Source organism: Dyella marensis, from assembly GCF_900112865.1.
GTDB lineage: Bacteria > Pseudomonadota > Gammaproteobacteria > Xanthomonadales > Rhodanobacteraceae > Dyella_D > Dyella_D marensis_A.
Window position 1 is genome coordinate 1 of the sequence record NZ_FONH01000012.1, and the last position, 11,555, is coordinate 11,555.

General features: G+C 69.6%; 12 protein-coding genes and 1 tRNA gene. 4 read left to right on the forward strand and 9 right to left on the reverse strand.

The features are described 5' to 3' along the window. The 4 genes from BM172_RS14895 to BM172_RS14910 all read right to left on the reverse strand — a co-directional run. Nucleotides 1-210 (reverse strand): TIGR00366 family protein (locus BM172_RS14895; protein ID WP_177218821.1); only part of this gene is annotated, 210 nt, incomplete at its 3' end. A 227-nt stretch (nucleotides 211-437) separates the two neighbouring features. Beyond that, on the reverse strand, nucleotides 438-1,358 hold the full coding sequence (gene yedA, locus BM172_RS14900) for a drug/metabolite exporter YedA (protein WP_026633778.1): 921 nt from the start codon (nucleotides 1,356-1,358) through the stop codon (nucleotides 438-440). A gap of 145 nt (nucleotides 1,359-1,503) precedes the next feature. Beyond that, nucleotides 1,504-2,361, reverse strand: a complete 858-nt coding sequence (locus BM172_RS14905) for a bifunctional transcriptional activator/DNA repair enzyme AdaA (protein WP_090423600.1) — start codon at nucleotides 2,359-2,361, stop codon at nucleotides 1,504-1,506. Between the two features lie 107 nt (nucleotides 2,362-2,468). After that, entirely contained in the window at nucleotides 2,469-2,753 is a 285-nt protein-coding gene (locus tag BM172_RS14910; protein WP_026633776.1) for a hypothetical protein, read from the reverse strand. A 78-nt stretch (nucleotides 2,754-2,831) separates the two neighbouring features. Between BM172_RS14910 and BM172_RS14915 the strand changes: the two genes are divergently transcribed. Beyond that, nucleotides 2,832-3,173, forward strand: a complete 342-nt coding sequence (locus BM172_RS14915) for a Rieske (2Fe-2S) protein (protein WP_026633775.1) — start codon at nucleotides 2,832-2,834, stop codon at nucleotides 3,171-3,173. Between the two features lies 1 nt (nucleotide 3,174). Here BM172_RS14915 and BM172_RS14920 read toward each other — a convergent pair whose 3' ends face one another. The 5 genes from BM172_RS14920 to BM172_RS14940 form a co-directional block, all read right to left on the reverse strand. Next, the gene (locus BM172_RS14920) at nucleotides 3,175-4,992 is read right to left on the reverse strand and encodes an SLC13 family permease (RefSeq protein ID WP_035322407.1); all 1,818 of its coding nucleotides are present in this window, start codon (nucleotides 4,990-4,992) and stop codon (nucleotides 3,175-3,177) included. A 209-nt stretch (nucleotides 4,993-5,201) separates the two neighbouring features. Next, nucleotides 5,202-5,906 carry a tRNA (guanosine(46)-N7)-methyltransferase TrmB gene (trmB, locus tag BM172_RS14925; RefSeq protein ID WP_026633773.1) on the reverse strand — a complete coding sequence of 235 codons (705 nt, stop codon included), beginning with the start codon at nucleotides 5,904-5,906 and terminating at the stop codon, nucleotides 5,202-5,204. A gap of 90 nt (nucleotides 5,907-5,996) precedes the next feature. Next, entirely contained in the window at nucleotides 5,997-6,797 is an 801-nt protein-coding gene (locus BM172_RS14930; RefSeq protein ID WP_035322404.1) for a thiazole synthase, read from the reverse strand. A gap of 34 nt (nucleotides 6,798-6,831) precedes the next feature. Next, nucleotides 6,832-7,032 carry a sulfur carrier protein ThiS gene (gene thiS / locus BM172_RS14935; RefSeq protein ID WP_026633771.1) on the reverse strand — a complete coding sequence of 67 codons (201 nt, stop codon included), beginning with the start codon at nucleotides 7,030-7,032 and terminating at the stop codon, nucleotides 6,832-6,834. A 70-nt stretch (nucleotides 7,033-7,102) separates the two neighbouring features. After that, nucleotides 7,103-9,565 carry a FecR family protein gene (locus BM172_RS14940; protein WP_081805049.1) on the reverse strand — a complete coding sequence of 821 codons (2,463 nt, stop codon included), beginning with the start codon at nucleotides 9,563-9,565 and terminating at the stop codon, nucleotides 7,103-7,105. A 239-nt stretch (nucleotides 9,566-9,804) separates the two neighbouring features. Between BM172_RS14940 and BM172_RS14945 the strand changes: the two genes are divergently transcribed. The 3 genes from BM172_RS14945 (at nucleotide 9,805) to rimK (ending at nucleotide 11,255) form a co-directional block, all read left to right on the forward strand. Further along, nucleotides 9,805-9,878, forward strand: a tRNA-Gly gene (locus tag BM172_RS14945). Nucleotides 9,879-9,927: 49 nt separating this feature from the next. Next, on the forward strand, nucleotides 9,928-10,380 hold the full coding sequence (locus BM172_RS14950; RefSeq protein ID WP_026633770.1) for an ATP-dependent zinc protease family protein: 453 nt from the start codon (nucleotides 9,928-9,930) through the stop codon (nucleotides 10,378-10,380). Then, a complete protein-coding gene (gene rimK / locus BM172_RS14955) occupies nucleotides 10,377-11,255 on the forward strand; it encodes a 30S ribosomal protein S6--L-glutamate ligase (RefSeq protein WP_026633769.1) in 879 nt (292 codons plus the stop codon). The genes BM172_RS14950 and rimK overlap by 4 nt, the downstream gene beginning before the upstream one ends. The last annotated feature ends 300 nt before the right edge of the window (nucleotides 11,256-11,555 follow it).

Genomic DNA, 11,555 nt, shown 5'->3' on the forward strand with positions numbered 1-11,555 from the left:
CATCTGCATGGTGAAGGGAATCAGGCTCCAGAAGCCGTCGCCGAAGGCATTGACGGTGACGGCGGGCGTGGCGCCGAAGGCCAGGGCGGCGGCGGCGACCAGGATCACGCCGAGCGCGGCGAACACCCACGCATCGGGAAACCAGCGCTCGGCCCAGGCGGAGCTGCGCAGGGCCGCGCGGGCCAGTGCACCTTCGTTCGCATTTTGCATCGACGTTTCTCCCCGCGATGACGTAAGCCCCTCTCCCTCCCGGAGAGGGGTTGGGGTGAGGGTACGGCCGGAGCGCAAGGGTGAAGTGCACCGCTCCGCCCGCACCCTCATCCGGCTGCCGCCACCTTCTCCCGGTGGGAGAAGGGTTCAACCGTGAAGATTGAGGCCAGATCCAAACGTGGGGATGGTGGATGAGTGCTGGAGCAGCGGCAATACGATCTTCGTCGTCAACCCTTCGCGCGCTGCTTGAACAGCGTGATGATCGCCACGCCGAGCAGGATCACCGCCATGCCGGCGATGTCGTAGGGGCCGACATGCTCGCCGGCCAGCAGCACGCCGAACAGCACCGCCACCGGCGGGTTCACATAGGCGTAGCTGGTGGCCACCGCCGGGCGGGCGTGCTTGAGCACGTAGAGATAGGCGCTGAAGGCGATCAGTGAACCGAACAGCACCAGGTAGCCGACGGCGAGCGTGGCGTGCAGGGTCGGATGCGCCGGCAGCCGCTCGCCGGTGCCGAAGCCGACCAGCAGCAGGGCCACGCTGGCGCAGAGCATCTGCGCGGCGGTATTCATCGGGCCGGCGGGCATGTCCTGGCGCTTGCTCCAGATCGAGCCGAAGGCCCAGCTGGCCGCGGCCACGATCAGCGCGATGGCACCGATGCGCGAGGCCGACAGGCTGCTGCCCAGGTTGAGCACCACCACGCCGGCGAAGCCGATCACCAGGCCCAGTGCCTCGCGTCCGGACGGCCATTGCCCGTACATGCCCGAGAACAGCGCGGCGAACAGCGGCATGCTGGCCACCGCCACCGCGGCGATGCCCGAGCTCACGCTCTGCTCGGCGAAGCAGACCAGGCCGTTGCCGAAGCCCAGCAGCAGCACGCCGGTGACGGCGGCGTTGCGCCACTGGCGTGTGCTGGGCATGGCCACGCCGCGCAGGCGCAGGAAGCCGAACAGCAGCACGCCGGCAAACAGGAAGCGGATGCCGGCGAGCAGGAACGGCGGATAGCTTCCCAGCGCGTAGCGGATGCCGAGGTAGGTGGAACCCCAGATGATGTACAGCGCGAACAGCGCGAGCGGAATCATCACGCGCGTGTCGGTGAACGGGCCTTGCGCCGCGCGGGCGGCGTTGGAGACGGACTGATCGGTCATGGCGGGGATGGCGCGAGAGGGTGGGCGCGACGGCTAGTCTGGCGATCCAGCAAGATAATGCGCTGTCAGGACGGCGAGTAGCGAGCGGTTTGCAAGGCTACCTTGAGGCGCGATCAAGCCGGGCGCGGATCGGCCCGTTTTAAGCTCAGGCCGAAGCCCGCCGCCGCTCGCGCGCCAGCAGCTCGCGCTTGCGCTCCACGCCCCAGCGCCAGCCGCCGATCGAGCCGTCCTCGCGCACCACGCGGTGGCAGGGCACGATCAGCGCCACGCGGTTGTTGCCGCAGGCCTGGCCTACCGCGCGGGCGGCCTTCGGGATGCCCAGTTCCGCGGCGATTTCGCCATAGCTGCGCGTGCTGCCGGCGGGAATGCGGGTGAGGGCGTCCCACACCCGCCACTGGAAGGCGGTGGCGGCGACGTCCAGCGGCGGCAGTGCCGGTGCGGCGGCGTCGGTCCAGCCCAGTTCCGCGGCGATGCGTGCGATCACCGCGTCCAGCCATTCCTCGCGGCCGGCGTCGACTCGCTCGAGTTCCGCCTGGGGGAATTCCCCGCGCAGCCGCTGTTCCAGCTCGCCATCGTCGTCGCCCAGCGTCACCGAGCAGATGCCGCGCGCGGTGGTCGCCACCAGCAGGCGGCCCAGCGGCGTGTCGGTGGTGGTGTAACGGATGCTGGCGCCCAGACCGCCGGCGCGGTAGCTGGCGGGGGTCATGCCGAGCAGGCGGTTGCTGTGCTCGTAGACGCGGCTGCCGGAGCCGAAGCCGGCGTCGTAGACCGCGTCGGTGACCGCCGCGCCGTCGCGCAACGACGCCTTGAACTGGCCGAAGCGCCGGGCGCGGTGGTACTCGGCCGGGCTCATGCCGTAGCGGCGGCGGAAGGCGCGCTGCAGATAGGTGGGGCTGAGTCCGGCGGCCTCGGCCAGGACCTCGAGGCTGGGTGCCTGCTCGGCGCGCTCGATCAGCGCGCGGGCGCGTTCGAGCGCGGCTTCGGTGCCTTGGCGATGATTCATCGGAACGGTGCGGATGTCCATGCCATCAGGCTAGCCATCCGGTGCGGGCGGGACTATCCGCTTCTTGCGCGACCATGCTCGGCAGGCGCGGGCTCGGCAGGCGGGGCTCAGTGGGCCGCGTGATGGTGGGTCTGGTGCAGCACCACGAACTCGCCTTCCAGGACCTCCGGCTGGCGCGCGTCCATGCCGGCGCGCGCGGCACCGGCCGAGGCATTACTCTTTCGGGTCCAGTGGCGCAGGGCCAGCCATACGCCGCCGCCGACCAGCAGCACGCCGGCCACGACCAGACCGAACACCAGCAGCACGCCCACCAGCGCCACGCCGACTAGCAGCGACAGGGCACGGACCAGCGGGTGGCGGGAACGACGCGGAGACGGCAGCGTGAAGCGCATGTGTTAAAAATCCGTGTGGTAAAATCAATGACTTACGCGCGTAACGATGGGGCTTTCACGCCCGAGAGACAAGTGCCGATGGATACAACCGCCCCCGCCCCGCCGCTCTGCCGCCTGGACGACATCCCCGATGGCGAGGCGATCGCCGTGGACGCCGCGCTGCCGGAAGGGGAGGAAAGCCTGATCGTGATCCGCCGCGACGGCGTGGCGCACGCCTATCTCAATATCTGCCCGCATGCGGGACGGCGGCTCGACTGGGCGCCGGGCAAGTTCCTGGTCAAGGACGGCGTGCTGGTCTGCGCCGCGCACGGCGCCAGCTTCAACACCGGCGACGGGCTGTGCATCGGCGGGCCTTGCCGCGGCGAGCACCTGCACGCGGTGGCGGTGGCGGTGGTGGACGGCGAAGTTCGCCTGGACTGACTCAGCGGAACATCAGGTTGATCGCCACCAGGGTGATCAGCAGCACCATCGCGGTCAGCGGCAGGCCCACGCGCAGGAAATCCTTGCCGCGGTAGCCGCCGGGGCCGGCCACCATCATCAGGGCGGGATGGCCGGAACTGAGCAGGAAGGTGTTGGACGAGGACACCGCCACGATCAGCGCATACGCCGACGGATTGCCGCCGGTGGCCACCGCCACGCTGATCGCGATGGGCACCATCATCACGGTCGCGCCGACATTGGACATCACCTGCGAGAACAGCAGGGTGAGGATCGCCAGCGACAGCTGCAGCACATAGGGCGAGGCATTGCCCAAGTGCTGCAGCACTTCCTGCGCCAGCCACGCGGCGGTGCCGGTGGCGTCCATCGACCAGCCCAGCGGGATCAGGCAGGCGGTGACGAAGATGGTCTTCCAGTTGATCGCCTTGTAGGCCTCGTCCATGTTCAGCACGCCGGTGAGCAGCATGCCGATGGCGCCGGTCATCATTGCCACCGACAGGTCCAGGTGGGTGAACAGGGCCAGACACTTGGCCAGCACGAAGAAGCCCACCGCCTGCCAGATCTTGCCGGGGCGCTGTTCTTCCTTCGGGATGTCGGTGACCACCACCAGGTCCTTGTCCTCGCTGGCCAGCGCCAAGTCGCGCCAGCTGCTGTGCAGCACCAGGGTGTCGCCGGCGCGCAGGCTGACCGCGCGCACGTCGTCACGGAACACCTGGTCGCCGCGGTTCACCGCCAGCACCGAGATGCCATGGCGCTTGCGCAGGCGCAGCTCGCCCACGGTCTGCTTGATGAAGCGCGAGCTGGGCGGGATCACCGCCTCGGAAATACCGGCGCGGCTGGGATTGAACAGCTCGCCCAGCTGGCGCATGCGCGGCGACAGCTTGCACAGCTGGTTGTTGGCGAACTGTCCGAGCTGCTCGCGCGGACCGAGCACGCCCAGCACCGAACCCACCCAGATCACATGGTCCACCGGTGGCGCCATGCGCGCCTCGGTGCCGCTCTTGATCGCCAGGATCAGCGGCGCGCCGTACAGCTGCTCGACCTCGCCGATGCTCATGCCGACCAGCGGGCTCTCCGCGGTGACGGTGAGCTCGGCGGTCTCGCCGCCGATGCCGTAGGTGTCGGCGAAGTAGCTCTCGGTGCGGCCCGGCGTCACTTTCAAGCGCTCGTCCTCGCGCTCGGGCAGCAGCCTGGACGTGAACAGATAGAAGAACAGCACGCCGAACAGCGCCAGCGCGAGGCCGATCGGGGTCACGCTGAACAGGCCGAACTTCGGGATGGTATGCGCGCCCGGCGGCAGGTTGGCGTTCGCGCTCGCGATCAGGTCGTTGAGCACGATCAGCGGCGAGTTGGCGATCAGCGTGGTGTTGGTGGCGGTAAGGATGCAGAACGCCATCGGCAGCAGCAGGCGCGACAGCGGCACGCCGGTGCGCGCGGCCAGGCGGCTGGTCACCGGGATCATCAGCGCTGCCAGCGCCTGGCTGGGAATCACCGCGCTGAACAGGCTGGTGACCAGGTTGATCACCACGCCCAGGCGCGATTCCACGCCGCGCGCCATGCGCATCACGAAGTTGGCGGTCAGGCCGAGCACGCCGGCGCGGTCGAGCCCCGCGCCCATGATCATGATCGCGATGATGGCGATCACCGCGTTGCCGGCGAAGCCGTTGAACACGCGGTCGGAGGGGATCAGGCCGGTCAGGCCGATCACCACCACCACCAGCAGCGCCACCATGTCGGCGCGGATCCACTCCAGCACCAGCATCAGCATGGTGAAGCCCACCAGCCCGAGCACCAGGATCATTTCGGGGGTGAGCGAGAGTCCCACTAGCTGGCTTCCTGTCGGACCAGAGGGCGAGGGTGGATGGAGTTGGGCAGTGCCTGCATCACGCTGCGAAGACTCGTCCCTGTTTTTAGCAGGCCGGCTCTGGTCGGCTTGCTTTGGTCGGCGAGTATAGGCGTTGCGGCTGCTGCACTGGTGAATCGGAGCCGTCCCTGGGGGTGGGCCGCGTGCTAGACACGGCGATACAGCAGATCCCACACGCCATGGCCCAGCTTCAGGCCGCGCCGCTCGAAGTGGGTCTCGATGCGCCACGCCGGCTTCTCGGCGTACTGGCCGGGGCCGATGTCGTTGCGCCAGTCGGGGGCGGCCTCCATCACGTCGAGCATGTATTCGGCATAGGGCTGCCAGTCGGTGGCCAGGTGCAGCAGGCCGCCCGGAGCCATGCGCGAGGCGAGCAGGGCGACGAACGGCGCCTGCACGATGCGGCGCTTGTTGTGGCGCTTCTTGTGCCAGGGATCGGGGAACCAGATGCGCGCCTCGGCCAGCGTGCCGGGGGCGATCTCGTGTTCCAGCACTTCCACCGCGTCGTGCTTGTACAGCCGCACATTGGCCGCGTCGCGCGCGGCCAGCGCATTCATCAGGCGTCCCACGCCCGGGCCGTGCACCTCGATGCCGAGGTAGTCGCGCGCCTGATCGTGCTCGCTGGCCCAGGCCAGCGCCTCGCCGTTGCCGAAGCCGATCTCCATCACCAGCGGCGCGCTGCGGCCGAAGCGCGCGGCGTAGTCCTGCACGCTGCCGCTGTAGTCGATGCCGAAGCGCGCCCAGTGTTCGTCGAAGGCGCGCTGCTGCGCCGGCGTCATGCGGCCCTCGCGCAGCACGAAGCTGCGGATGCGGCGCAGGTACGGGGCGGTGTCGTCGTCGGTGCGGTCGCTCATGCGGGGCCTGGCTCTCGATGAAAGGGCGCCCGGTCGGTGACCGGGCGCCCCAGGGGTGTGACAGCGGCGGAGCGTTCGCCCCGCCGGAGCTCAGCCGATCGTGCCGTCGATCGGGCTCGACGCCGAGGCGTAGCGCTTGCGCGGGATGCGGCCGGCGCGGAAGGCGGCGCGGCCGGCTTCGATCGCCAGCTTCATCGCGTGCGCCATCAGCACCGGATCGCGGGCGCCGGCGATGGCGGTGTTCATCAGCACGCCGTCACAGCCCAGTTCCATCGCGATGGCCGCGTCCGAGGCGGTGCCGACGCCGGCGTCGACGATGATCGGCACCTTGGCCTGCTCGATGATCTCCAGCAGGTTGTAGCGGTTCTGGATCCCCAGACCCGAGCCGATCGGCGCGGCCAGCGGCATCACCGCCACGCAGCCGATCTGTTCCAGGCGCCGGGCCAGGATCGGGTCGTCGCTGGTGTAGACCATCACGTCGAAACCGTCGGCGACCAGGGTCTCGGCGGCCTTGAGGGTTTCCACCACGTCGGGGAATAGGGTGCGCTCGTCGCCGAGCACTTCCAGCTTCACCAGCTTGTGGCCGTCCAGCAGCTCGCGCGCCAGCTTGCAGGTGCGCACCGCGTCGACCGCGTTATAGCAGCCGGCGGTATTGGGCAGCAGGGTGAATTCGTCCGGCGGCAGCGCGTCGAGCAGGCTGGGCTGGCTGGCGTCCTGGCCGATGTTTACGCGGCGGATCGCCACGGTCACGATCTCCGCGCCGGCGGCCTGGCTGGCGCGGCGGGTCTCGTCGAAATCCTTGTACTTGCCGGTGCCGGTGAGCAGGCGCGAGCCGTAGCTCTTGCCGGCAATGATCAAGGGATCGGCGACGTCGTGGGTCTTGGTGTTCATGGGGTCTCGAGGGCGCGGGGAGAGGGGCGGGGCATCAGCCGCCGCCGATGGCGTGCACAATCTCCACCTGGTCGCCCTCGGCGAGGACCCAGCGGATGTGCATGCTGCGGGGGACGATTTCGCGGTTCACTTCCACCGCCACGCGGCGGTCGCCGTAGCCGGCTTCCTGCAGCAGTTGGGCGACGGTGATGGCGTTGGCGCAGTCGCGTGGGCTGCCATTGAGCATGATCTGCATCGCGGCATTGTAGCCGCTGCGACGGCGATGCCCAAAAAGAGAGCCCGGCGTGTGCCGGGCTCGTGGGCGATCAGTTCTGGTGCTCGTCCTTGCCGCGCGGCGGCCGGTGCTCGCCGCCGCGGTTCTGGTTCTGGGCCGGCTGCGGGCGGGCCTGTTCGCGCTGCTGCGGCGGCTGCGCCTGCGGCGGGTTGGGCCGCTCGTAGGCCGGGCGGGCCTCGCGCAGGCTGGGCTGCGGCATCGGTTCGGCCCGCTGCGGCGGCGCGCGCTCGATCCGCTGCTGCTGCACGGGTTCGCTGCGCTCCTGGCGGAACGCGGGCTGCTGCTGCGGCTGGGGCTGCGGCGCCTGGCGGAACTCGCGCTGGGCGGGGTTCTCCTGAGCTGGCTGGCGCTGGACCTGGCGCTCGTCCTGGCGGTTCAGCGGCTGGTCGAAGCGCGACGGGCGCGAATCGGCGGGCGCGGCGCCGGGCTCGTCGCGGCGGTTGAAGCGCGGCGCGTCGGGCAGATTGCGCGGCTGCGGCGTGGCTTGCGGCTGGGCCTGCGCCTGGCGGGCGCGGTCCTGCTCGGGGCTGGTCACATAGCTGACGCCGGGGCGCGGATTGTTGTTGAGCCGGTTGTCAGGTCGGCTGTTATCAGGCCGGCTGTTATCAGGCGTGTCGTCGCTGCGGATCGGCTGCCCGCCGTCGCGGCGGTTCTGCCACGCGGCGCGGTCGCCGGCGTCGGGATGGGCGAAGCGGGCCGACGGCAGTTCATTCGGGCGCAGGTCGGGGCGCGCGTTCGGCGGATTCGCGCCGTTGTCCGGGCGGCCGGTATCCGGGCGGTTGTTGGCCTCGAAGCGGCGCGGCGCGTTGTCGGCGGGCGCCGCGTTGTTGTCCGCACGACTGCCGACCGGCGGCAGGCGCGCCGGCACGGTGGCGGCGGTATCGCGCCCTGGCATCGGACGGCCCGGGCCGGCGCTGCCGAGCACGCGCACGTTCGACGGCTGCGCCGCCGGCATGCCCGGACGCTGGCCTAGGCGGTTCGGCCGCACATCGTCGGCCACCGGACGCCCCGCTGCATTGACCGGCGGCGCGCGGCGCGCGACCACCTCGCGCTGGAAGCCGGCCGCCGGCAGCGGACGGGCATTGGCCGGGCGCGGCGGCGCGAAGCTGGCGCGGCTCGGCTGGATCGCCACGCCACGGGTCAGCACCGGCGCCGCGGCGAACTGGCGCGGGTCGCCCTGCACCAGGTTGCGCCGCACGTTCTGCGCGCTGGCGAAGCTGCGGCCCGGCACCGCGCTGAAGGCGTGCGGCGCGCCGCGGTTGGCGTAGGCGACGTTCGGCGCCGGGCGCCCGTTGCGGAAATAGTTGTACTGGTTGTTGATGTTGTTGATCACCGTGGTGCGGTTGACGTTGCGCACATAGATATTGGTGACGTTGACGTTGGTGTAGTAATGCCGGCTGGCGCGATACCAGGGGTTGTAGACCTCGCGCGGGCCCAGCGGGAACCAGCCCACCGGCGCACCGCCGCCAATGCCGATCGACACGCTCCAGTTGCCGCCGCCGACGAAGGCGACCAGCGCCGGCGCATATACCGGGCGTACCGCGACCGGGCCGGGGACCCAGCCCCAGCGGCGGCCGACATAGGCCCAGCGGCCGTAATGGAACGGGGCGAAGCCCCACGGCGCGTCGTCGACCCAGGTCCAGCCCCAAGGCGCGACCCAGGCCCAGTGGCCGTCGCGGTACGGCGCCCAGTCCACTGCCACGTTCGACGGGTACCACACCGCGCCGTAGTCGGGGTCGGTCTGCCAGTCGCCGTGATCGTCCAGGTCCTGGTAGCCGACCACCTCGTCGGAGACGTAGCGCCGGCTCGGCGAGTTCGCATAGCGCTGGTCGCGCTGGTAGCACCAGTCGTCGAAGGCGTCGCCGCGGTCGCCGATGTCTTCCAGCGAAACCTGGTTCAACGCGGAATCGGCGATGACGTAGCGCGTGCCCGCGTTGACCCGGCGCTGCGCGTTGTTCTCGCCGTACAAGGTCGCCTGGCCACGGAACACGGTGACGTCGGTGGTGCGGCCGTCGCGGTCGATGTCGACGCGGAAGGTGCCCGGCTGGTCGATCACCAGTGCCGCGGTGGGCGTGTCGATCTCGTAGCTCTCGCCTTCGCCGACATTGCGCACGGTCAGGTTGAGCGTGCCCTGGGTCAGTTCGACCTGGGTCACCTGGTCGTTCAGATCGAGCAGGCCGAAGTCGGTGTTCTGCGCCATGCGCAGAGTGCCGCCGCCGAGTTCCAGTTCGGCGCGGCCGTCCGCGCCGGTGGACAGGCGGTCGCCGCTGGTGAGCGGGCGGTTGAGGCTGGCGTCGCTCCAGTCCTGCGTGCCCGACGGGAGCAGTCCCAGATCGCCGGATTGATAGGAAAGCCTCGCCACGCGCGAAGGCGGATCGCCGGCGTCGCTGTCGGGCTGTTGCGACTGGGCCTGGACCAGGCCCGCCGCGCACCACAACAGCGCCGCGGCGAGCAACGGCCAGGCGCGTGTCGTGAATCGGTAGGGAAGACGCATGACGTTCTCCAGAGCGTTGCGCATCGATGACATCCGTAAAAACGCATGAGTGGACCGGACGCCGACGGCCGGATTATGTGCATGCCTCCACCGGCGCCGTGCGCAAGGAAAACGTTCATTTGGCCGGGCGATTCAGCCGGCCGCCATGTGCGGTTCACGGCGCGTTAGGACGAGGCGGCCGCAGGCCCGTCGCCGGGTTGTTCCCAAGCGCGCGGCTCCCGGTTACCATCCGCGGCGATGCGGGTGTAGCTCAATGGTAGAGCTGTAGCTTCCCAAGCTACTGACGAGGGTTCGATTCCCTTCACCCGCTCCATTGCCGCCCTCGCCCCACCGAGCCCCTCTCCCGAATCAGCGCGCTGAAGATGGCGGATGTGATCACACTCGGCTGGCGGGAGCGCCTGGCACTGCCGGACCTCGGCATTCACTCGCTCAAGGCCAAGCTCGATACCGGTGCGCGCAGCAGCGCGCTGCACGTCGAGGATCTCGATGTATTCGAACGCGACGGCGCCACCTGGCTGCGCTTCGTCGTGCGCACCGGTCGTGGCCATCGCGTGGGCCGGGTGTGCGAGGCGCCGGCGCACGATCGCCGCGTGGTCACCGATACCGGCGGCCGGCGTACCGAGCGCTGGTTCATCCGCACCGGCCTGCTGCTGGCCGGGCGCAGTTTCAGCGTCGACGTCAACCTGACCGATCGGCGGCATATGCTGTTCCCCATGTTGCTGGGACGCACGGCGCTGCAGGGGCGCTTCGCGGTGGACCCGGCCCTCTCCTACACCCAGCCGCGCCATCCCCTCGCGGCCACGGATGTCCCATGAAGATCGCCATCCTCTCCCGCAACGCCCGCCTGTATTCCACCCAGCGCCTGGTCGAGGTGGCGCGCGAGCGCGGCCACGTCGTGCGCGTGCTCGACCCGCTGCGCTGTTACGTGCGCATCGCGCCGGGCGACGTGGCGATCCGCTACAAGGGCAAGCCGCTGAAGGACATCGATGCGGTGATCCCGCGCATCGGCACCACCAGCACCTTCTACGGCACGGCGGTGCTGCGCCAGCTGGAGATGATGGGCGTGTACACGCCCAATCCCTCCGACGCCGTGCTGCGTGCGCGCGACAAGCTGCGCGCGCTGCAGATCCTCGCCTCGCAGGGGCTGGACATGCCGGTGACGGTGTTCGGCGACAACCCGGACGACACCGCCGACGTGCTGGCCATGCTGGGCGACCCGCCGCATGTCATCAAGCTCAACGAAGGCAGCCAGGGTACCGGCGTGGTGCTGGCGGAAAAGCGCAGCGCCTCGCAGAGTGTGATCGAGGCCTTCCGCGGCCTGTACGCCAACTTCCTGGTGCAGGAATTCATCGGCGAGGCGAACGGCAGCGACCTGCGCTGCTTCGTGGTCGGCGGTAAGGTGGTGGCGGCGATGCAGCGCGACGCCAGCCCCGGCGACTTCCGCGCCAACCTGCACCGCGGCGGCAGCGCGCAGTCGGCCACGCTCAGCACGGAAGAGCGGCAGATCTCGATCCGCGCGGCCAAGGCGCTGGGCCTGGGGATCGCCGGCGTGGACCTGCTGCGCTCCAGGCGCGGTCCGTTGATTCTCGAAGTGAATGCGTCGCCGGGCCTGGAAGGCATCGAGGCGGCCACCGGCGTCGACGTTTCCGGCCACATCATCAAGCATCTCGAACAACATGCGCGGAAGTGACGGCGCGAAGTGACGCTTTGTCGGTGCCACGCTGAACGGTTAACGATGGCGTGAGTACGGGTTAACCACACCGTAACTCCGCCGCCCCTATAAAGGTCCCACTGCAATTTGCTCGGCACTTCAACCGCTATGGTCTAGTGACAGCAGATTTCGGTATCGGGGCAGTAGCTTGGGCCCGGATGGAGCGGCTTCCCGCCGCGCCTCCGGGCCTTTTCTTTTGGGCGGTCCGCGCGGTCGCCGAAGGAATTCAGCCTGCTGCCGGCCTCGCGCCCACCTTCCCCGGCGCAAATTGTTAAGCTT